The organism is Nocardioides seonyuensis (genome assembly GCF_004683965.1).
Taxonomy (GTDB): domain Bacteria; phylum Actinomycetota; class Actinomycetes; order Propionibacteriales; family Nocardioidaceae; genus Nocardioides; species Nocardioides seonyuensis.
Genome location: NZ_CP038436.1, coordinates 1,584,174 through 1,604,206 on the forward strand (window position 1 = coordinate 1,584,174; position 20,033 = coordinate 1,604,206).

The 20,033-nt window shown below is 70.7% G+C and carries 19 protein-coding genes; 14 read left to right on the plus strand and 5 right to left on the minus strand.

Features of this window, described 5'->3' with window-relative positions; translation table 11 throughout:
• Nucleotides 1-15: 15 nt before the first annotated feature.
• Genes EXE58_RS07755 through EXE58_RS07775 form a run of 5 tightly spaced genes read left to right on the plus strand, consistent with a single transcriptional unit; the run spans nucleotide 16 to nucleotide 6,257 of the window.
• On the plus strand, nucleotides 16-1,851 hold the full coding sequence (locus tag EXE58_RS07755; RefSeq protein ID WP_135267349.1) for an acetyl/propionyl/methylcrotonyl-CoA carboxylase subunit alpha: 1,836 nt from the start codon (nucleotides 16-18) through the stop codon (nucleotides 1,849-1,851).
• Nucleotides 1,848-2,819 (plus strand): hydroxymethylglutaryl-CoA lyase, encoded by a 972-nt coding sequence (locus EXE58_RS07760; RefSeq protein WP_135267350.1) that lies wholly within the window; start codon nucleotides 1,848-1,850, stop codon nucleotides 2,817-2,819. The genes EXE58_RS07755 and EXE58_RS07760 overlap by 4 nt, the downstream gene beginning before the upstream one ends.
• Complete coding sequence (locus tag EXE58_RS07765; protein ID WP_135267351.1) at nucleotides 2,816-3,904, plus strand: hypothetical protein; 1,089 nt, start codon at nucleotides 2,816-2,818, stop codon at nucleotides 3,902-3,904. The genes EXE58_RS07760 and EXE58_RS07765 overlap by 4 nt, the downstream gene beginning before the upstream one ends.
• A 50-nt stretch (nucleotides 3,905-3,954) precedes the next feature.
• A complete protein-coding gene (locus tag EXE58_RS07770) occupies nucleotides 3,955-5,058 on the plus strand; it encodes a hypothetical protein (protein WP_135267352.1) in 1,104 nt (367 codons plus the stop codon).
• Nucleotides 5,055-6,257 carry a hypothetical protein gene (locus EXE58_RS07775; RefSeq protein ID WP_135267353.1) on the plus strand — a complete coding sequence of 401 codons (1,203 nt, stop codon included), beginning with the start codon at nucleotides 5,055-5,057 and terminating at the stop codon, nucleotides 6,255-6,257. Before EXE58_RS07770 ends, EXE58_RS07775 begins: the two co-directional genes overlap by 4 nt.
• Here EXE58_RS07775 and EXE58_RS07780 read toward each other — a convergent pair.
• The gene (locus EXE58_RS07780; protein ID WP_135267354.1) at nucleotides 6,218-6,898 is read right to left on the minus strand and encodes an EcsC family protein; all 681 of its coding nucleotides are present in this window, start codon (nucleotides 6,896-6,898) and stop codon (nucleotides 6,218-6,220) included. The genes EXE58_RS07775 and EXE58_RS07780 overlap by 40 nt on opposite strands.
• Nucleotides 6,899-7,058: 160 nt before the next feature.
• On the opposite strand from EXE58_RS07780, the gene aat reads away from it, so the two are divergent.
• Both aat and EXE58_RS07790 read left to right on the plus strand, forming a co-directional pair.
• Entirely contained in the window at nucleotides 7,059-7,745 is a 687-nt protein-coding gene (aat, locus tag EXE58_RS07785; protein WP_135267355.1) for a leucyl/phenylalanyl-tRNA--protein transferase, read from the plus strand.
• A 9-nt stretch (nucleotides 7,746-7,754) separates the two neighbouring features.
• Nucleotides 7,755-8,219: a hypothetical protein gene (locus tag EXE58_RS07790; RefSeq protein ID WP_135267356.1), complete on the plus strand. Its 465-nt coding sequence runs from the start codon at nucleotides 7,755-7,757 to the stop codon at nucleotides 8,217-8,219.
• Nucleotides 8,220-8,353: 134 nt separating this feature from the next.
• On the opposite strand, the gene EXE58_RS07795 is transcribed toward EXE58_RS07790, so the two are convergent.
• Nucleotides 8,354-9,235, minus strand: coding sequence for an Fpg/Nei family DNA glycosylase (locus tag EXE58_RS07795; protein WP_135267357.1), 882 nt, complete (start codon nucleotides 9,233-9,235; stop codon nucleotides 8,354-8,356).
• A gap of 38 nt (nucleotides 9,236-9,273) precedes the next feature.
• The gene (locus tag EXE58_RS07800) at nucleotides 9,274-10,689 is read right to left on the minus strand and encodes a choice-of-anchor L domain-containing protein (RefSeq protein WP_135267358.1); all 1,416 of its coding nucleotides are present in this window, start codon (nucleotides 10,687-10,689) and stop codon (nucleotides 9,274-9,276) included.
• Nucleotides 10,690-10,825: 136 nt separating this feature from the next.
• Between EXE58_RS07800 and EXE58_RS07805 the strand changes: the two genes are divergently transcribed.
• The 6 genes from EXE58_RS07805 to EXE58_RS07830 all read left to right on the plus strand — a co-directional run bounded on the left by EXE58_RS07805 (nucleotide 10,826) and on the right by EXE58_RS07830 (nucleotide 15,481).
• Entirely contained in the window at nucleotides 10,826-11,083 is a 258-nt protein-coding gene (locus EXE58_RS07805; protein WP_208544169.1) for a hypothetical protein, read from the plus strand.
• Nucleotides 11,084-11,272: 189 nt separating this feature from the next.
• Nucleotides 11,273-12,478, plus strand: a complete 1,206-nt coding sequence (locus tag EXE58_RS07810) for an ATP-binding protein (RefSeq protein WP_135267360.1) — start codon at nucleotides 11,273-11,275, stop codon at nucleotides 12,476-12,478.
• Nucleotides 12,479-12,546: 68 nt separating this feature from the next.
• Nucleotides 12,547-12,888, plus strand: a complete 342-nt coding sequence (locus tag EXE58_RS07815) for a UBP-type zinc finger domain-containing protein (RefSeq protein ID WP_135267361.1) — start codon at nucleotides 12,547-12,549, stop codon at nucleotides 12,886-12,888.
• A gap of 123 nt (nucleotides 12,889-13,011) precedes the next feature.
• On the plus strand, nucleotides 13,012-13,683 hold the full coding sequence (locus tag EXE58_RS07820; protein WP_135267362.1) for a PilZ domain-containing protein: 672 nt from the start codon (nucleotides 13,012-13,014) through the stop codon (nucleotides 13,681-13,683).
• 2 nt (nucleotides 13,684-13,685) lie between these two features.
• A complete protein-coding gene (locus EXE58_RS07825) occupies nucleotides 13,686-14,504 on the plus strand; it encodes a glycerophosphodiester phosphodiesterase (RefSeq protein ID WP_135267363.1) in 819 nt (272 codons plus the stop codon).
• Between the two features lie 47 nt (nucleotides 14,505-14,551).
• Nucleotides 14,552-15,481: a DUF5926 family protein gene (locus tag EXE58_RS07830; RefSeq protein ID WP_135267364.1), complete on the plus strand. Its 930-nt coding sequence runs from the start codon at nucleotides 14,552-14,554 to the stop codon at nucleotides 15,479-15,481.
• 308 nt (nucleotides 15,482-15,789) lie between these two features.
• Here the strand turns inward: EXE58_RS07830 and EXE58_RS07835 are convergent, their stop codons facing one another.
• Complete coding sequence (locus tag EXE58_RS07835; protein WP_135267365.1) at nucleotides 15,790-17,499, minus strand: hypothetical protein; 1,710 nt, start codon at nucleotides 17,497-17,499, stop codon at nucleotides 15,790-15,792.
• A gap of 274 nt (nucleotides 17,500-17,773) precedes the next feature.
• Nucleotides 17,774-18,139, minus strand: a complete 366-nt coding sequence (locus EXE58_RS07840; protein WP_135267366.1) for a MerR family transcriptional regulator — start codon at nucleotides 18,137-18,139, stop codon at nucleotides 17,774-17,776.
• 323 nt (nucleotides 18,140-18,462) lie between these two features.
• On the opposite strand from EXE58_RS07840, the gene EXE58_RS07845 reads away from it, so the two are divergent.
• Nucleotides 18,463-19,902 (plus strand): SulP family inorganic anion transporter, encoded by a 1,440-nt coding sequence (locus tag EXE58_RS07845; RefSeq protein ID WP_208544170.1) that lies wholly within the window; start codon nucleotides 18,463-18,465, stop codon nucleotides 19,900-19,902.
• The last annotated feature ends 131 nt before the right edge of the window (nucleotides 19,903-20,033 follow it).

Sequence of the window (20,033 nt, forward strand, 5' to 3'; positions counted from 1 at the left end):
GACAAGGAGCTCCGCTTGAACACCGTCCTCATCGCCAACCGTGGCGAGATCGCGCGCCGCGTCATCCACACCGCTCGCCGCCTCGGCTGGCAGACGGTCGCGATCCACACCGACCTCGACGTCGCGGCGCTGCACGTGCAGGAGGCCGACCGCGCGGTGCGCGTCGGCTCCTACCTCGACGTCGACGAGGTCGTCGCCGCCGCCCGCGAGTCCGGGGCCGGCCACGTGCACCCCGGCTACGGGTTCCTGTCCGAGCGCTCACCCTTCGCCCGCGCGCTGGCCGACGCCGGGATCACCCTCGTCGGGCCCAGCGCGGACGTGATGGACGCGATGGGACGCAAGGACGCCGCCCGCGAGATCGCCGTCGCAGCCGGCGTCCCCGTCGTGCCGTCGTACTCCCTCGACGACGACGCGGCGTCTCTCGCCTATCCGGTCCTGGTGAAGGCAGCGGCGGGGGGCGGGGGCAAGGGGATGCGCGTCGTGCGCGGCGCCGCCGACCTCGCCGACGCCAAGGCCGCCGCGGCCCGCGAGGCCGCCAGCTCCTTCGGCGACGACACCCTGCTGATCGAGAAGTACGTCGAGTCCGGCCGCCACATCGAGGTCCAGGTCATGGGTGACTCCCACGGCACCGTCCTGCACTTCTTCGAGCGCGACTGCTCCACGCAGCGGCGCCACCAGAAGGTGCTCGAGGAGGCACCCGCGCCGACGATCACCGAGGAGCAGCGCGGCGAGATCACGCGCGCCGCCGTAGCGCTCGCCCAGCAGGCCGGCTACACCAACGCGGGCACCGTCGAGTTCCTCCTCGACAACGCCACCGGCGAGTTCTACTTCCTGGAGATGAACACCCGCCTCCAGGTCGAGCACCCGGTCACCGAGGAGGTCGCCCGGGCCCGCGGCGAGCGCGTCGACCTCGTCGAGCTCCAGCTGCTGGTCGCGACCGGTGAGGCCCTGCCGATGACGCAGGACGACATCACTCTCGAGGGCCACGCCATCGAGGCGCGCGTCTACGCCGAGGACTCCTTCAACGGCTTCCTGCCGCAGGCCGGCCGGGCCACGCACGTGGCCTGGCCGCAGGGCTCGGGTGTCCGTGTCGACCACGCCCTGGAGACCGGCCAGGACGTGTCGACGTCCTACGACCCGATGCTCGGGAAGGTGATCGCGTGGGGCGAGGACCGGGAGATCGCCCGACGCACGCTGGTTCGCGCCCTCCACCGCACGGAGATCGCGGGCCTGACGACCAACACCGGCTTCCTGCGGGTGCTGGCAAGCTCCGAGGAGTTCCGCGACGCAAGGATCGACACCGCCTGGCTCGACCACCACGACGTACCCCCGCCCGACGACGCGCAGGCCCGGATGGCAGCGGCGGCCGCGCTGCTCCCGTCCGTGCAAGCGGGTCCGTGGCAGGCAGACGGGTGGCGGCTGGGCAGTGACCCGGCGCCGGTCATGGTCGTGGTCGGCGACGAGCTCGTGGAGGTCTCCCGCACCGGCCCCGGGCCCCACCAGTACGTCGCGGTGACGTCGGCCGCGGTCGAGGTCATCGACGCCGGCCACCGCTTCGTCTTCGACCGTCACGACCCCTTTGCCGACACCGCGGCGGGGGTGGGCGACGGGAGGATCACCGCGCCGATGCCCGGCACCGTGCTGTCCGTGGCCGTCGAGGTCGGGCAGGACGTGGCCGAGGGTGAGACGCTGGGGGCCATGGAGGCGATGAAGATGGAGCTCGCGCTCAAGGCTCCCTTCGCCGGCACCGTCACCGAGGTCGGCGCCGCCGCGGGTGACCAGGTCAAGCTCGGCGCGGCCCTGTTCGTGGTGGAGCCGGCCGACTTCCGTCATGCAGAAGGTGAGCTATGAGCTCGACATCGCATGACGGATCGCGCCCACTGCCCATGACCGTCCCGGCCCAGGGGCTGCCGACCAGCGTCACGATCTACGAGGTCGGCCCGCGCGACGGCCTGCAGAACGAGAAGACGATCGTCCCGGTCGAGGTCAAGGCCGAGTTCGTCGCTCGCCTGCTCTCGGCCGGGCTGCCGGTCGTGGAGGCGACGAGCTTCGTGCACCCGAAGTGGGTGCCGCAGCTCGCCGATGCCGCCGAGCTCATCCCGATGCTCGGCTCCGGTGGTCGTGCCTGCCCGGTGCTCGTGCCCAACGAGCGCGGCCTCGACCGCGCCCTCGAGCTGGGCATGGAGCGCATCGCGATCTTCGGCAGCGCCACCGAGACCTTCGCCCAGAAGAACCTCAACCGCAGCCTCGACGGCCAGCTCGAGATGTTCGAGCCGACCGTCGCCCGGGCACTCGAGGCCGGGATGGACGTCCGCGCCTACGTCTCCATGTGCTTCGGCGACCCCTGGGAGGGAGCGGTCCCGGTCGAGCAGGTCGTCACGGTCGGCAAGCGGCTCCTCGACCTCGGCGCCAGCCAGCTCAGCCTCGGCGACACGATCGGTGTGGCCACCCCCGGCCACGTGACGGCCCTGCTCGAGGCGTTCGGCGACGCCGGGATCGGCTGCGACCGGCTGGCCATGCACTTCCACGACACCTACGGGCAGGCGCTGGCCAACACCTACTCCGCCCTCCGGTCGGGAGTCACGACCTACGACGCGAGCGCCGGCGGCCTGGGCGGTTGTCCCTATGCCAAGAGCGCGACCGGCAACCTCGCCACCGAGGACCTCGTGTGGATGCTCGACGGGCTCGGGATCGACCACGGCGTCGACCTCGGCGCCGTGGTGGAGACGAGCGTGTGGATGGCCGGTGAGCTCGGCCGCCCGAGCCCCAGCGCCGTCGTACGTGCCCTCGGAGGCGCGCCCCTAGACTCACCCGCATGAGCCGCGTCGTCCACCTCCACATCGGCGCTCCCAAGACCGGGACGACCTACCTGCAGGACAGGCTGAGGCTCAACGCCCCCACGCTCGCCCAGCACGGCCTCGTGATCCCCGCACCCAACCGGTTCGTCGATGCCGACCTGTTCCACTTCCGCGCGGCGCTCGACCTCCTCGACCAGGACTGGGGCGGTCCGCCCGGGCACGCCCGCGGGGCCTGGGACGCCATGGTCAAGCGCGTCAACCGGGCCCGCGGCTCGGTCGTGATCAGCCACGAGATCCTCGCCCCCGCCAAGCCCGACAAGATCGCCAAGGCGATGAACGACCTCGCCGGCAACGAGATCCACATCGTCTACTCCGCGCGCGACCTCGGTCGTCAGCTCCCCGCCGCCTGGCAGGAGTCCATCAAGCAGGGCCGCAAGTGGTCGTTCGCCCGCTTCCTCAACAAGGTCGAGCGATCGAGCCCGTGGTTCAGCCGGGCGATGGACCTCCCCAACGTCCTCTCCCAGTGGGGGGCCAAGCTGCCTCCCGAGCGCATCCACGTCGTCACCGTGCCCCACGACCGCGGCCCCACCGGCAACGAGCTGTGGCTTCGGTTCTGCCGCGCCTTCGGCATCGACCCCGCCTGGGCGCCGCTCGACTCCGAGCGCGACAACCGCTCCCTCGGCATCGCCGAGACGTCCCTGCTGCGCCGGCTCAACCGACGCCTGGAGCTCGGCGTCTGGCGCGAGCCGGTCTACGACTCGCTGATCCGCGAGCTGCTCGCCCAGGAGGTGCTGGTCGCCCGCAACACCCTGCCGGTGCGCCTGCCCCCTGACCGCTACGACTTCGCCGAGGAGCGCGCCGAGCACTGGATCGAGTGGATCAAGGGCAGCGGTGTCGACGTCATCGGCGACCCCGAGGACCTGCGCCCGCGCCGGCCCGGCCCCGAGGAGAAGTGGCACAACCCCGACCGGGTGCGCGCCAAGCTCGAGCTCGGCGCCGCCCTCGACGCCCTGACGGTGATGACCCAGGAGGCCGCGGCAAGCCGGTCCGAGGACGGCCTCGGCGGTCGGCTGCGCGACACCGCCCGCCGGCTGCGCGACCGTTGACCGGCCCGACAGCCGTCCGAGCAGCCGGTGCGACTCGGGCATGGGGCTGGGTGGCCCACCTGCGCTCCGGAGGTACGACACCCTGGTCGCGGTGGAGCGGCGAGGCAGCTGCTGCCGGGCGCGTGCTGCCCGGCGCCCAGCAGCTCGAGCTGCTCCGCCGCGTCAACGAGTCGCTGGCGACCGGCCACGCCGCGGACGCGTCCACCGAGGCATCGACGCGGCTCGCCGACAGGGTGCTGAGCGCCCCCGCCGCCGGCCGGGGCAAGCCCGACCTCGCCCTCGCCGGCGTGGGCACCCACGACTTCGGCCCCCGCCCGGTCGATCCCGGGGAGCTCCCTGCCCGGGAGCTGGTCCGCGTCGCGACGACGCTGCTCGCCGAGGACCTCGTGGCGCTCGGCGTGGCCCCCGAGCGCGAGCCGCTCGGCAGGCCGTGGCGGCGACGCCACCGGCTCATCGGCGACCCCTTCGTCGTCGGGCGCCTGACCCCGGTGCTCAAGGCCCGCGGTCGTCCGCAGGGCGGGCCGCTCCCCCACGTCGTGGTCGCGGCCGGACCGATGGACGAGCTGCTCGCGCACACCTGGACCCAGCGGTGCTTCGAGCACGGCACCATGCCGTGGCTCGACTGGCTGCGCTACTGGCGCGAGCGCGACCAGCTGCCGCCGCGGCTCGACCTCGCCACCGCCGCCGCCCGCTGGACCCACCAGCCCCGGCAGGTGCGCATCGTGACCGACCGCTCCCGCCTGGCCAGCGAGCTGGGCGTGCGGCGCGTCCCGCCGGTGACCCTCCCCGGCGCCGATGCCGCCGAGCTCTCCCGCAGGGTCGCCGCCCTGGTGGGGCTGCTCGTGCCCGCCGACCGGCGGCCCGCGCTGATGTCGCGGACGTGGCTCCCCCGGATCCCGCCCACCGACACCGCGCCGGTCGTCGTACCCCCCGGCGAGCGCGAGTGGATCGAGCGGGCGGCGGACCGGGTGGCTCGTCAGGTGCGCCGCGCTGGCTACCCTGTCGTGGGCGACCTGGCCGACCTCGCGCCGCGCTTCTCGGCCACGTCCGTCACGGACGCTGGGCTCGATCCGCGAGAGCTCGACGGCCGCGTGCTCGACCTGGCCGTGCGCATGCTGATCGAGGGCAACACCGAGGGGAGGGAGGGCCGATGACGCGCAAGGTGCTGCTGCACGTCGGCTCCCCCAAGACCGGCACCTCCCACCTCCAGGACGTGCTCTTCCGCCACCAGCACCTCCTGCGCGACCACGGCATCCTCTACCCCGCAGATCGCTTCGACGCCCACTTCCTGGCCGCTCTCGACCTGATGAAGCTTCCGTGGGGCGGCCTGGAGACGCAGGCCGTCGGTGCCTGGGAGCGACTGGCCGACCAGGTGCGCGACTGGCCGGGCACGTCCATCATCAGCCACGAGATCCTGGCGGTCGCCTCGGCCACCCAGGCCCAGCAGGCGATCGACTCGCTCGGCGACGCCGAGGTCCACCTGGTGCTGTCTGCGCGGGACCTCGTGCGCCAGATCCCCGCCGAGTGGCAGGAGAACGTCAAGCACCGCAGCCACGTCACCTACGCGCGGTTCCTCGAGCAGATCCGCGACCCCGGTCGCGAGACGCGGATCGGCTCGTGGTTCTGGGGCGCCCAGGAGGTGCCCGACATCCTGGCCCGGTGGGGGTCGTCGCTGCCACCGGAGCGGGTCCACGTCGTCACCGTGCCGCCGCCCGGCGCCGAGCGCGACGAGCTGTGGCGTCGCTTCAGCCGCACCTTCGGGCTCGACGACCTGCCGCTGGACCTGACCCCCGAGCGGGCCAACCCCTCGCTCGGTGTCCCGGAGACGGCGCTGCTGCGCCGCGTCAACGCGCGGTTCACCTCGATCGTGGCGCCGCCCGACTACCGCCACCTGGTGCGCGAGGTGCTCGCCCACCAGACGCTGTCGCACCGTGAGAGCGCCGCCCGGCTCACGCTGCCGCCGCTCGCCCACGAGTGGGCCCAGGACCTCTCCCGCAGCTGGATCGCCGAGATCGAACGCCAAGGGTACGACGTCGTCGGTGACCTCACCGACCTGATCGGCGCCCCGGCCGGGGAGTGGAACGACCCCGATGCCGTGGCAGCCAGGGACCTCCTCCCGCCGGCCGTGGACGCGATCGGGGCGCTGCTGGTGGAGGGCGCCCGGCTGCGCGACGTCGAGGAGCGGCTCCACGGCGAGATCCGGGAGCTGAGGGGTGAGCTCGACCGGGCCCGGCAGACGGTGTCCCACCGCCTGCGGCGCAAGGTCGTCGCGTCGCTGGAGGGCAGCGCGGCGGGGCGAGGAGCGCTCGACTTCTACCGGCGGTTGCGGGGCAGGAGCTCGCGGTCGGCGTAGCGCCCGATCCGCCAGGTCGCGATGCCGTCGGCGCTCGCGCCGACGACGCCACCGACGACCGGGACCTTGCGGCCGATGGTGACCGCCAGGCGCTTGCCGGCGACGCGGGTGATGAGCTGGGTGGCCACGACGGCGGCGATCGCCTCGTCCCACCGGGCGTCGGCCTCGGGGGCGGTGGCCAGGGCCAGCGGCCGCGCGGGGAGCTTCTTCTGCTTGATGAGGCCGTCGACCTCGTCCTCGCCGAGCAGCAGCGCGAGGATGGCGTTGCGCACGCGCGGGTCGGCGAGGTCGTAGCCCCGCAGGTGGGCGATGCCGGCCACCATGCGGCACTGGATCACCGCGAGGCCGGCAACGTTGGCCGGGATCGTGACGGCCGCGGTGACCAGGCCGCCGATGTTGGTGATGAAACCCTGAGCGCCGGCGATGCGGACGTTGTTCTCGATGACCTCGTGGATAGCCCGATCGACGTCACCGTGCTGCTCGGCGAGCTGCTTGTCGGCCGCCTTGGCTGCGCCCGGCAGCGGACCCACCCCGTCGATCGCGCGGTTGAGCGCCTCGCGGACGAATCCGGTGGTCATCCCCGGTGCCAGGTCCTGGATCCTGGGTGCCAGCTGACGTGCGACGGTCGCCTTGATTCCCATGCATCCGATCCTAGGGGTTGCTCCCAGCGGCCCCTCGCTCTTCCCGCCACGGCCGCTACCGAACGGTACGGGGGCCGATGGGCGCCGCGGACCCCGCGACTGTTCGGTAGCTCGGCTCTCGACGACGATCGCCGGCGGGATCGTGGTCTAGCGTGCCATCGTGCCCGTCGAGCCCGACCCCACGCCGTGGGCGTTCCCTCCCCCCGATCGCTGGGATCCCAGCGACGACCTGGTCGCCCTGGGCGCCGACCTGGCTCCCGGCACGCTGCTGGCGGCCTACCGCGCCGGTCTGTTCCCCATGCCGACCGACTTCGACGGCGAGGCGATGGGCTGGTTCTCCCCGACCCGCCGCGGCGTGCTGCCGCTCGACAACCTCCGCGTGACGCGTTCGCTGCGCCGCTCGGCGCGCACCTTCGAGATCCGCGTCGACACCGCGTTCGACCAGGTGGTCGCCGAGTGCGGCCACCCCGACCGGCCCGACGGCTGGATCACCCCCGAGTTCCGCGAGGCCTACGGGCTGCTCCACCGGATGGGGTGGGCCCACTCGGTGGAGGCGTGGCGCGACGGGCGACTGGCCGGCGGGCTGTACGGCGTCGCCGTTGGCGGGCTGTTCGCGGGCGAGTCGATGTTCCACACCGAGCGCGACGCCTCCAAGGTGGCGCTGGTGGGGCTGGTCGACCTGCTCTCCGACGAGCACGCCGCCGACCGGGTCCTGGACGTGCAGTGGGTGACCCCGCACCTGGCCACCCTCGGCGTCGTCGCGCGGTCGCGGGCGTCGTACCTCGCCTCGCTCCGACGTGCGCTGGAGCTCCCGGAGCCGCTGGGGCTCGTCGCACCTGCTCGGTAGGGTGCGTGCATGAGCCGTCGCCACCTCGCCCTGCCGCTCGTCGGCGTCCTCCTGGCTGCGACGGCCGTCGCCTGCGGCGGCAGCGACGACGCACCCACGAACGCCTCCGACAAGGACTTCTGCGAGGGACAGTCCAGCCTCATGCAGGACCTGGCGACGAGTGCCCAGAAGACGCCCGAGCCGACCGAGCTGGCCGAGCTGATCCAGGACTGGGCCGACGAGGTCGAGGAGATCGGCACCCCCGACGACATCCCCGAGGACGCCCGGGCGGGCTTCGAGACCACGCTCGAGCAGGCCCGCGACATCTCCGCCGAGGACCTCGAGCAGGACAACCTCGACAAGCTCGGCGAGGACCTCTCGGGCGAGGCCGAGAAGCAGGCCGAGGCGTTCAACCGCTACGTCGGCGAGACGTGCGGTGACGTGTTCGGTGACCTCGACCTGCCCGAGGTGCCGGAGCTCTCCGAGAACCCGTGAGACCCCAAGAAACTGGATGCCTTTTCGTCGATTCCGCTGACACCGGGCCGCGGCTGGGGCAACCTTGTCCTTGACGCCGCCCTGGTGACCCGAGACGCCAGGGCGGTGTCTTCGATTTCACGGAGCTTCGCGGGCTACTTCAGCAGGCGCGACATCCGCCGGTCGGCCAGCGGCTTGCCCCCGGTCTGGCAGGTCGGGCAGTACTGCAGGCTCGAGTCGGCGAAGGACACCTCGCGCACGACGTCGCCGCAGACCGGGCAGGCCTGACCGGTGCGGCCGTGCACCGCGAGGTGGCTCTTCTTCTCCCCCTTCAGCTCACTGGCGGCGAGCCCGGAGGAGCGGGCCACCGCGTCGCCGAGGGTGTCGCGGATGGCGTCGTACAGCGTCTGCACGTCGGCCTCCTCCAGGCTGCTGGCCGGCTTGAACGGCGACATGCGAGCGGCGTGGAGGATCTCGTCGGAGTAGGCGTTGCCGATCCCGGCGATGGTGCCCTGGTGGCGCAGGACGCCCTTGATCTGCTTGCGGCCCTCGGCCTCGAGGATGGCTTTCAGGGCGTCGATGGTGAACTCGTCGGCGAGGGGATCGGGGCCCAGGCGGGCGATCCCCTCCACCTCGCGGGGGTCGCGGACGACGTAGATCGCCAGGCTCTTCTTGGTCCCGGCCTCGGTGATGTCGAGGCCGGCCTGCCTGTCTGTCTCGGGGTCGTCGATCACGACGCGCGCCGCGAGCGGGTTCTTGCTGTTGGGCCGTGCAGGGAGGGCCGGCACCTCGTCGCGCCACCGGATCCACCCGGCGCGGGCGAGGTGGACGATGAAGTGGGTGCCGCTGGCGGTGATGTCGAGGAACTTGCCGTGTCGCGTGACGTCCTCGACCAGGGTCCCGTGCAGCGAGTGCAGCGGGGGGTCGAAGGTCTTCAGGGCGCTGAACGCCGCCAGGTCGATCCGCGTGATCGCGCGGTCGACCAGGCGCTGCTTGAGGTCCGCGGCGAGGGCCTGGACCTCGGGAAGCTCGGGCACGCCCAGAGTCTAGGCGTGCCCGAGCTCCCGGTCCCGGCTCAGCGCGGGATGGTCATCGACGCCACGCTCGTCGCCCCGTTGCGCGGGTTGGCGAAGGTGATCGTCGCGGTGGCCAGCGGCTTCGTCTCGAGGGCGTCGGCCTGGGCGCGCAGGACACGGGCCTGCTTGACGAGCTTCTTGGCCTTCTTGAGGAGCTTCTTGGCCTTCTTCTTCAGCTTCTTGGCCTTCTTGCCGTTGGCGTTGGCGGCCTTCTTGAGGAGCTTCTTGGCCTTCTTCTTCAGCTTCTTGGCCTTCTTCAGCTTGGTCTTCGCGGTGGCCCGCAGCTGGCCGGGGAGCGCCCGGGCCTCGGCCAGGAACGCCGCACCTGCGGCCGTCATCGGGATCGACACGTGGGTGACGGTGCCGGGCGGGACGGCGAAGCTGCCCGCCGCGATCTGCGTCGGGACGAGGTCGGCCCTCGGGTCAGCCGAGCGCGCCGGGGTGCGCCCGGAAGCCAGCGTCGGGTTGGCGACGATGGAGACGTTGGCCTCGCAACCGATCGGGCCGGGCGGCAGGTTGCACGCGATCGGCAGGGTGACTCCGGTGGCCGTGAGGGCCGCTGGTGCCGCGAGCGTCACGCTGGTCGTCCCCTCGTCGGGGTCGAGAGCGAGCGACTTGCACTGCCCGGCGGGCAGCTCCTCGTAGCGGAGGTTGTCGAGGAACACCGCGGAGTCCAGGATGCCATCGCCCTGGTCGAAGACCGTGAGGTAGAGCGTGTTGGTCGAACCGGGTGCCACCGGGGTGCGGGCCACGAGCGGCAGGGTCGCACCGTCGTAGGTCGTGCCGGCGGCGTTGGCGGGGTTCATCGCGCTGGGACCAGCCCCGTCGACCGAGACCTGGTCACCGGCGCCCGCGGCGAAGTTGCCGGGAGCGACGATCTGCTGGGTCGCCCCGTCGACGCTGATCGAGTTTGTGTTGAGCTGCGCCACGAACGCGTCGTTGAAGCCCGAGTTGACGAACTCGGGGAACTCCTCGGAGAGGAAGCGGAAGTCGAAGGCCAGGCACGACGCGCTCGCCGCACCGAGGTCGATGCGAACGGTCTGCTCGTCGTTGACCTGCGGGGCGATGGGCGACTCGGTGCCGTAGTCGTAGCTGGTGCTGCCGTCGTCGTTGGGCCGGTCGGCGTAGACGGCGCTGCCGGAGGTCAGCACGCCGAACGTGTCGCCTGCGGTCGGGAACCCGGCGAAGGGCGTGGTCGCCACGCCGGTCGGACAGGCCGTGGACCCGTCGGAGTCCTCTTCGCAGGCGCTGCTCTGGACGAACGATGCGGCCGTCCTCGAGGCGTTGCCCAGGATCGCGTCGGTGAAGGTGCCGGCGTCAGGTGTCGGTGTCACGGCGGCGAAGGCGGCGGTGCCGCTCAGTGCCAGTGCCGCGGAGGCAGTTCCGACGATGCCCAGTCTGGTGATTCTCTTCATGTGTCAACCCCGTGTTCAGAGGCCGTGGCAGTCACGGCCGGCGACAAACGCTAGGCGTCGGCGAAGCACACGTCACCTTGGTGCTCAAGGTGCTCTAGACCAGTGCAGTCCGTCGGGGCCACAATGGGGGATGGCGATGGCACGGCCGCTGCCCCGCACCGGGGGCGTGTTCCTCGACCCGCGGGGCGAGGAACGATCCTTGCGCGTGTCCTGGCACAGCGAGGCGGACCTCGTGGTGCTCTCGCTGTGGCGCGACAACGTCTGCACCGGCACCTTCCGCCTCGCCCTCGACGAGGTGCCCGACCTGATCGCCCTGCTGCGGTCGGGTCTCGACACGTCGTACGACATCGCCCGTCGGCGACGCGACCGTGCGGAGGGCAGCCAGGCCGGCTGACCGATCCCCTCTCCCCCTCTCCCCCTCTCCTGACTTGGGGGATATCCGGTGACTCTCCCGCTTTGTGGCCGAAGCATTGGGTGCAAGGCGGGAGAGCTGGGTGATATCCGGTGACTCTCCCGTCCGCGCGGACTCGCGGAGTATCGGGGTGTCTAGGGAAGTTCCTAGACCGGCCGATACCGTCGGATCGTGGACCCGATCCGTAATCCCTACGCGCCCGGTGCGGGCCAGCGCCCGCCCGAGCTCGCCGGTCGTGACGAGCAGCTGGCCGCCTTCGACATCGTCCTCGAGCGCGTGGCGAAGGGGCGACCGGAGCGCTCGCTCGTCCTCACCGGGCTGCGCGGCGTCGGCAAGACCGTGCTGCTCAACGCACTGCGCGGTACCGCCGTGCGCAAGGGCTGGGGCACCGGCAAGCTGGAGGCGCGTCCCGACCAAGGCCTGCGGCGACCGCTGAGCAGCGCGCTCCACCAGGCGGTGCGCGAGCTCGGCCACCGCGACGAGGAGTCCGTCGACCACGTCCTCGGCGTGGTCCGTTCCTTCGCCCAGCGCGACGCAGGCGCGGGCGCGAGGCTCAAGGACCAGTGGAGCCCGGGCATCGACGCGCCAGCGGTGCGCGGACGCGCCGACTCGGGTGACATCGAGATCGACCTGGTCGAGCTGTTCACCGACCTCGGCGGGCTCGCCGCCGACGTCGGCAAGGGCGTCGCGGTCTTCATCGACGAGATGCAGGACCTCGGCCCCGACGACGTCTCCGCACTCTGCGCCGCGTGCCACGAGCTCAGCCAGAGCGGGCTGCCCGTCATCGTGGTGGGCGCGGGCCTGCCGCACCTCCCAGCCGTGCTGTCGGCGAGCAAGTCCTACTCCGAGCGGCTCTTCCGCTACCAGCGCATCGACCGGCTCTCGCGCGAGGCCGCCGACCGCGCACTCAGCGCCCCCGCCGACGACGAGGGCGCGTCCTACGAGGATGCCGCCCTGGCTGCGATGTACGACGCCACGGGCGGCTACCCCTACTTCATCCAGGCCTACGGCAAGGCGGTGTGGGACCGCGCTCCCCGCAGCCCCATCACCGCCGACGACGTCGCCGTCGCGGCGCCGGAGGCGGAGTCGGAGCTGGCTGTCGGGTTCTTCGGGTCGCGCTACGAGCGGGCCACGCCCGGGGAGCGCGACTACCTGATGGCGATGGCGGACGTGGCGGCTGCGGCCGAGCCGGCGGACGGCGCCGACGCCGACGCCGTACCCACCGCCGACGTGGCGGCCGCGCTCGGCAAGAAGCCGCAGTCCCTCAGTCCGGCCCGGGACGCCTTGCTGAAGAAGGGCCTGATCTACTCCGGCGAGCGCGGCCGGATCGCCTTCACCGTCCCTCACTTCGGCCGCTACCTGCGCGAGCGCGGCTGACACCACGGGGACCTCGGGGCGAGGTGAAGGGCCTTGCCGCGGGACGACCCGAGGCGTTGAGTGGTCACATGACCACAGGAATCGACCCCAGCGTCGCCCCCTCGGGGCCAGGCTGTGTGGAGTGCGAAGCCGCCGGAGAATGGTGGGTGCACCTGCGTCGGTGCGCCCAGTGCGGCCATGTCGGCTGCTGTGACTCCAGCCCAGGTCGGCACGCGACGCGCCACTTCGAGGAGACCGGCCACCCGGTGGTGCAGAGCTACGAGCCCGGTGAGGACTGGTTCTGGGACTACCCCTCGGAGTCCGTCGTCGAGGGTCCTCGACTGAGCGACCCGCAGGGTCACCCTGACGAGCAATCGGCACCCGGTCCCGCGGAACGCCTCCCGGAGGACTGGCGCGACCACGTTCGCTGAGACCCCCGCGGCAGTCCCCCACCGACGAAGGCCCGGGTCTTGCCTCCTCGTCGTCCGCCGGCGGGTTACGGTGGCCTCGGTCCGAGGACCGCTCCGTGTTCACCAGACCAGGAAGGGCCCGACGTGGGTGTGCCGGGTGTCGACTTCCCCGAGGCGCGGGACGTGGTCGACGTCATGGTTCCCGGGCGCGGCGAGGTGCTGCTGAGCCGTGTGGAGACCGGCGCCGACGCCGACATCGTGGTGACGGTCGGCGAGACGCGTCACCAGCGTCGGCTGCCGCTGCCCGTCGGTGAGCGGCTCGAGCTGGTCTGGAAGGGTCCCGAGGACCTCCGGTCCCTCCCGGTGGAGATCGTCGCCCTGCTGCCAGGCGAGACGCCGCTGTGGCAGCTGCGGCCCGTGGGCCCGTCCAGCCGGGGTCAGCGCCGATCAGCGGTCCGCGCCGAGCTGGCCGTGCCGTTCTCGCTGCGCTTCAAGACCGACGAGGCGGCCGGCACGACGATCGACGTCAGCGAGGGCGGCGCTCGCGGGGTCTTCGCGACCCCCACCGACGTGGAGGACGCGGACAGCATCTTCGTCCAGGACCTCGAGCCGGGCGACCCGGTCACGGTGCGCCTGGGCTTCGACGAGGGCGAGATGACCTGTCGGGCGGAGGTCGTCCGCCGGTTCCAGCAGCGCCCCGACCACCGCCCCGAGGTGACGTTCAAGTTCGTCGGGCTCTCCGAGAAGGACGCCGACCGGGTGCGAGCCCAGGTGTTCGTGCAGCTGCGCACCCAGCTGGCCCGCCGGATCGACTGACCATGGCCGGCACCGTGCGCCTGAGAGGCTCGGCACCGAGGCCCCAGGTCGTGGCCCACCGTGGCAGCAGTCACGACACGGCCGAGCACACTCTCGGCGCCTACCTGCGGGCGCTCGAGGTCGGTGCCGAGGGGTTGGAGTGCGACGTGCGGCTGACCGCCGACGGGCACCTCGTCTGCGTCCACGACCGCGACCTGCGCCGTACGGCGTCCACCCGCGGCGCCGTCTCCACGATGAACCTCGCCGAGCTCGACGAGCTCGACTTCGCGTCGTGGAAGAACCCGTGGGCCGACCTCGACGACGAGGCGCCCGAGGTGGATCCGGAGACCGGGAAGGTGCTCACGCTGCGCAAGCTCCTCGAGACGGTCGCCGACTTCGACCGCCGCGTCGAGCTCGCGATCGAGACCAAGCACCCCACCAGGTACGGCGGCCTGGTCGAGCGCCGCCTCGTGGAGCTGCTCGACGACTTCGGCTGGAGCGGCAAGAAGTCGCCCGCGCGGGTCATGAGCTTCTCCTACAACGCCATCAACCGGGTGCAGCGCCTGGCGCCCGACCTGCGCGTCGTCATGCTGGTGGAGAAGGCCCACCACTGGCCGCTGCTGCGGCCGGTCGTCGGCCCCGACTGGATCATCGGGCCGGGCATCAAGGAGCTGCGCGACCACCCCGGGCTCGGCAAGCACCTGCGCAAGGCGGACCGCGAGATCCACGTGTGGACCGTCAACACCGCCGACGACCTGCAGCTGTGCCTGGACCTCGACGTGACCGCGGTGATCAGCGACCATCCGGCGCACATGCTCGAGCTGCTGGACTCCGCTGGTTGAGGAAGGACGGAGTCCGGTCTCGAAACCCCCCGGATAGGCTCCCGCGCATGGCCAAGAAGTCACGCACGCGCAACCAGACGACGCCCGCCGCCGACGGAGAGGTCGGCCCCCGCCAGCCCTGCCCGTGCGGCTCGGGCAAGCGCTACAAGGCGTGCCACGGCTCTGCCGGTGGCGCCCCGACCTTCGTGGCCCGCCCCTTCGAGGGCATGCCGAGCGAGTGCGACGTCATCGCGCTGCGCGAGCTGGTGCCGGCCGCGACCGCGCCCCTGAGCCTCAAGGACGGCGATCGCACCGTCCAGCTCTGCACCCTGCTGCCCGGCGCGGCGCCCGCCCTGGTCCGTGACAGCGGCGAGGTCTGGCTCGGCCTCCAGGTCCACCACCAGTACGGCGACCCGGCCCGCGACCTCGGCGCCGTGCTGCAGGCTGCACTGGCCACCGAGGAGCCGGGTCACATCGGGCTGACCGTCGAGCCGGGCGAGGGCCCCAGGCTGCAGGACCTGATCAGCAACGACTCGCTCGACATCACGGTGCACGACGGCTTCGGCTTCTGGCTGGCCGACGTCGCCGAGCGCGACGCCACCATGGAGGCGGCCCTCGACCAGGCCAACGGTGCGGCGTTCCCGACCCGTCGGCTGGAGTCGGTGGAGGCGGCCTACTGGACCGACGTCTCCACCAAGGAGCACCTGCGCTGGGTGATGCCGCACGCCGAGGACGAGCTCCTCGACGCGCTCGCGCGGCTGCACGCTGCCGGCCAGGACTCCCTCGCCGACGGGTCCCGCTTCGTGGGGATGTTCCGCGCCCACGGCCTGCTCGCCCCGGTCTGGGACCTCCCCCTCGGCACCGGCGCCGAGGTGCTGGAGGAGCCGGCTGCGCGCTTCGCCGCCGACCTCGCCGAGGCATTCGAGGGTGGCGAGCTCACCGCAGCCGAGCGGTCGGCCCGCGCCGGGCTGGCGAACCGTCAGGTCACGATTCGGTGAGATCGGTGTCACAGACTGGTCCGGGCTTGGAAGGACCGACTACGGCGGGTAGATTGCGCCCAGCCCGGTCGTTGTTGTCTCCCCCGTCGACAACGGCCGGGTTCTTACAGACCTACGGTGAAAACCGTGCGGAAAACCCCAGACCGGCCCCGAGCGGGCCGGTTTTGGCGTTCCGGGGGCCAGTCGAGGCGCATCCGGGCCAGAATCGCGTCGCTTACGGACCTGTTCAGGCCGGATTTCGGTGTGCGGGCATGGCTGTAACCGCCGAAGGGCTGGGAGCCGAGGCGGTGGGCCGGGACGCGGGGGCGCTACGCGGTGTCGTCGATGACGTTGGGTTCACCGTGCGCTTGGAGGTGTACCTGCCAAGCCGCTGCGTTGATCGCGATGCTTGATGCGAGAAGCCGCAGTTCTTGTCCGAGCACGTCGCGGGGCAGGTACTTGACGCGTGCCTTGAGGTCGGCGTGCCGGGCTTCGGTGTCGTTGCGGGCACCGTAGAGGTACTTGAACTGGGGTGAGCCGGGCGAGTAGACGCGCGACACCTCGCCCCAGTTGGTGTTGCCGGGGCTGGTGCTCGGGCCGTCGGTGTGGAACAGGGGGACGCGGACCTTGACCTGTTCGCGTTGGCAGTCGAGCGTCACAAGGAGGTAGTCGCGGTACTTGCCGGGCTTGCCGCGTCGTTCGTATCCGTCGGCGATGAGGAGTCGGGGTGCGTCTTCGCCGTCTGCCTTGGTGATGACTTCGATGAGTTCACCGCCGACGGCGTAGATGGGGTGCTCGCACTGGAACCCGAACTGGTCGGTGTGGGTGTGGATGTGGCGGAGTTTGCTCTTCTCCTTGCGGGAGGGGTTGAGGCGCTTGCCTGCTCCGCCGTCGGGGTTGCTGGCGGCGTGCGGGTAGTTGATGACGTGGATGCCGTCGCGCTGCAATTTGGTGACGGCGTTGCCTCGGATGGCGGAGTCGAACAGGAGCCCTCGGATGCCGCCCTTGGCGAGGTCGGCCAGTTCGGGCAGGGAGTCGAGGACCGCCGCGCTTTCGTCGTTCGCGGAGCCGGGGAGGTCCTTGTGGGTGTGAATCAGGTCGAGGATGAGCCGGGACAGGTACTGACCGTTGATGCGGGCAGACATGATCGTGAACTTGGAGCCGTAGACCTCCCGCTTGTCGCCGGTGAAGTGCTTGTCGGCGGAGCCGATGACGTACTTCCGTGAGAAGGGGAAGACGACACCATCGCCAGCCGCGCACGAGTTGCGGTCCGGTCGACGGAACGCCCACACGGCTTCGGGGTGCAGGATGCCCATGGCGTGGGCCTGGTCGATGCCGAGGCGGCGGAAGGCGTGGAACGCCTTGTCGCGCATGCCGTAGTCGGGGTGCCCGACGGGGATGGGTCCCCGGTACTTGCCCTTCTTCTCGATGCCGCGCCAGCGGAGTTTGAAGTGGTCGAGGTGGTGCCTGCTGGGGGCGTCGCTGTGCGGGCGGGGACGGAGAGGGACAACAACGTTGAGGTTGCGTTGGCGCGCCTTCGTGCGCTCTGACTTCTGCGTTCCGGGCTTCGCCATCGGCTGGCGCTGCGCGCCGGGCTTACGACAAGGGAGGTCGCGCAGCAGCGTCATGTTCTCTGGAACGTAGGCGTCGACGTCAGCAACGAAGTCTTTCCGGTTGCGTTCGTCGCTGATGTGGTCGACGGCCCTCTTGACGGAGGCGTTCCCGGCGATTCCGGATGCGCAGACGAGGAGGAACAGGAACCAGTCCGGGAAGTGCTGCGGAGCGCCGCTGCCACGCTGTTCGTCAGCGAACAGGTTGTTGTGGGGGAAGACCTGTTCGCAGAAGAACCAGAACCAGTCGCTGCAGTAGAGGGCACGCACCTGGGCGCTCATGGCGACGCCTTGGAGTTCCTCACCGTCGCGGGTCTGACGCATCGCGAACAGGGCCTCGGGGTCTTCCCACCCTGAGAGTGCTTCGTTGACCTTCTCGGTGGGGATGGACGCGAACCGGTCGTCGGGCGTGACCCGGAGCGCAGTCATGACTGGTCCCCGACACGGTGGGCGGGCGGCTGGTGGTCAGGGTCGTCGGAGATGAGCCAGTTGTGACCGACGACGTGGGCAGCACCGTCAAGGCTCGACATGCCAAGGCGGCGGGCAACTTCTTCAAGGCTTCCGGTGTCGGCTCGCGTACCAGCCCACCCGCACGTCGACAGTGTTGATCGCCGAGCCGGTTCAACGGAAGAGGCGACCATCATGTACTTGCCACGAGCCGCCTGAACGGCCCGTTGCTAGAGGCATCCGTCGAGGAGACCCTTCAAGCGAGTCGCTCGCCCAGCAGGTGGATGAACTCATCCGCCATGGCGAGTTGACGGACCAGTTGTTCGCGTCGTCCGGCAGCCTCACCGAGAACCCCGGTCAGCCGCTCTCGGGCGTGCTCAGAGTCGGGCGTACTGGCTTGCTGGAGGGTTTCGATGTCGCGCATGGCTGCGCTCATCTGGTCGAGGGAGAACCCGAGCGGCTTCATGCGGCGGATGAGGAGAATCTTGTCGACGTCGGCTTCGGTGTATAGCCGGAAGCCGCCGTCGGTGCGACCGGAAGGGCGGAGTAGGCCGACCTCTTCCCAGTGGCGCAGGCTGCGGAGCGACAGTTCGGTACGGGCGGCGACTTCACCGATGTGCATGGCGGGCGGCTCGCCTCCTGGGCGGGCACCGGGCGCTGCTTCGTTCGGCACAGTGGCCCCTCTCACTCCGGACGGATTGCAACCCTAACGCGATGTGAGGGTACGGTTGTTTTCAGACTTCCGCTGGCGACGACGCCAGCACGCGCAACCGTCATGGTGCGCACCATCAACCCCCTCAGCCAAGTCGGTCGGGCCTGTCCTCACGCAGCGACAGGCCCCACCGGCTCCCCCTTGAACGGAGCCCTTCTTTGAGCACGCCCACCACGCATGCGCCGGTGACCCACCGTGAACCATCGGTTCGCGAAGCGTTGCGGTCACCCAAGATGCTGCGCACCGAGGTCCTGGCTGGCCTCGTCGTCGCGTTGGCTCTCATCCCTGAGGCCATCTCGTTCTCCATCATCGCCGGAGTGGACCCCCGGGTCGGGCTGTTCGCGTCGTTCACGATGGCGGTGTCCATCGCGTTCCTCGGCGGACGTCCGGCAATGATTTCTGCTGCGACCGGTGCCATCGCACTCGTCATCGCACCGGTGATGCGCGACTACGGCTACGACTACCTCATTGCGACCGTGCTCCTCGGTGGCCTCATTCAGGTCGCGCTCGGGCTGGGCGGCTTCGGCAAGTTGATGCGATTCATTCCCCGCTCGGTCATGGTCGGGTTCGTCAACGCCCTCGCCATCCTCATCTTTATGGCGCAGATCCCGTACATGGTCAACGTGCCGTGGCTGGTCTACCCGATGATTGCCGTCGGCATCGCCATCATGGTTGGCCTCCCGCGCGTCACGAGGGTCGTCCCCGCCCCGTTGGTTGCCATTGTTGCCCTCACCGGGTTCACCGTTCTCGCGGCACTCACCGTCCCCAACGTCGGCGACGAAGGCGAACTGCCCGACAGCCTCCCGTCCCTGTTCATCCCCAACGTGCCGTTGAACCTGAACACCCTCGAAATCATTGCCCCCTACGCCCTGGCGATGGCGTTGGTGGGTCTGCTGGAGTCGCTCCTGACCGCCAAGTTGGTCGACGACATCACTGACACACACTCGAACAAGACCCGCGAGTCGTGGGGTCAAGGCGTAGCGAACGTCATCACCGGGTTCTTCGGCGGCATGGGCGGCTGCGCCATGATTGGGCAGACCCTCATCAACGTGAACGTCTCGGGTGCCCGCACCCGTATCTCCACGTTCCTCGCCGGTGTCTTCCTGCTCATCCTCGTCGTCGGGTTCGGCGACGTTGTCGCCATCATCCCGATGGCTGCACTGGTCGCGGTCATGATCATCGTCGCCGTTGGCACCTTTGACTGGCACTCCATCCAGCCCGCCACCCTGCGCCGGATGCCGAAGTCAGAGACCATCGTCATGGTCGCCACCGTTGGCGTCACCGTCGCCACCCACAACCTCGCCATCGGCGTCGTGGTGGGCGTCCTCGTCGCGATGACCCTGTTCGCTCGCCGGGTCGCGCACCTCACTGAGACCCGCCGCGAGTTGGTCGAGGACCGCAACGGCGTCGCGACCGCCGTCTACCACGTCACCGGCGAACTGTTCTTCGCCTCCTCCAACGACCTCTACACCCAGTTCGAGTACGCCGACGACCCTCAGCAGGTCGTCATCGACCTCACCCAGTCCCACATCTGGGACGCCTCCACCGTCGCCTCCCTCGACGCCATCACCAACAAGTACGAGCGCAAGGGCAAGACCGTCGACATCGTCGGCCTCAACGACGCCAGCGCAGAACGCCACGAGCGGCTCACTGGGCAGTTGTCGTCTCACTGACCACTCAACCTTCGTGGGGGCGGCGGTGTCCCTTTCGCTCGTCGTCCGCGTTACTGCGAACCGACGTACGCGTTACCGCTCCGAAAGACGCGCGTCGCTGACCTCGGCCTTTGAGGTTTTCCACGTAGGTC

Coding starts and splice junctions, on each gene's coding strand:
- EXE58_RS07830 (WP_135267364.1), top strand. CDS start 14,552: ATGGCCAAGAAGTCACGCACGCGCAACCAGACGACGCCCGCCGCCGAC.
- EXE58_RS07760 (WP_135267350.1), top strand. CDS start 1,848: ATGAGCTCGACATCGCATGACGGATCGCGCCCACTGCCCATGACCGTC.
- EXE58_RS07790 (WP_135267356.1), top strand. CDS start 7,755: ATGAGCCGTCGCCACCTCGCCCTGCCGCTCGTCGGCGTCCTCCTGGCT.
- EXE58_RS07815 (WP_135267361.1), top strand. CDS start 12,547: ATGACCACAGGAATCGACCCCAGCGTCGCCCCCTCGGGGCCAGGCTGT.
- EXE58_RS07840 (WP_135267366.1), bottom strand. CDS start 18,139: ATGCACATCGGTGAAGTCGCCGCCCGTACCGAACTGTCGCTCCGCAGC.
- EXE58_RS07780 (WP_135267354.1), bottom strand. CDS start 6,898: ATGGGAATCAAGGCGACCGTCGCACGTCAGCTGGCACCCAGGATCCAG.
- EXE58_RS07765 (WP_135267351.1), top strand. CDS start 2,816: ATGAGCCGCGTCGTCCACCTCCACATCGGCGCTCCCAAGACCGGGACG.
- EXE58_RS07835 (WP_135267365.1), bottom strand. CDS start 17,499: ATGACTGCGCTCCGGGTCACGCCCGACGACCGGTTCGCGTCCATCCCC.
- EXE58_RS07800 (WP_135267358.1), bottom strand. CDS start 10,689: ATGAAGAGAATCACCAGACTGGGCATCGTCGGAACTGCCTCCGCGGCA.
- EXE58_RS07775 (WP_135267353.1), top strand. CDS start 5,055: ATGACGCGCAAGGTGCTGCTGCACGTCGGCTCCCCCAAGACCGGCACC.
- EXE58_RS07805 (WP_208544169.1), top strand. CDS start 10,826: ATGGCACGGCCGCTGCCCCGCACCGGGGGCGTGTTCCTCGACCCGCGG.
- EXE58_RS07825 (WP_135267363.1), top strand. CDS start 13,686: ATGGCCGGCACCGTGCGCCTGAGAGGCTCGGCACCGAGGCCCCAGGTC.
- EXE58_RS07845 (WP_208544170.1), top strand. CDS start 18,463: ATGCTGCGCACCGAGGTCCTGGCTGGCCTCGTCGTCGCGTTGGCTCTC.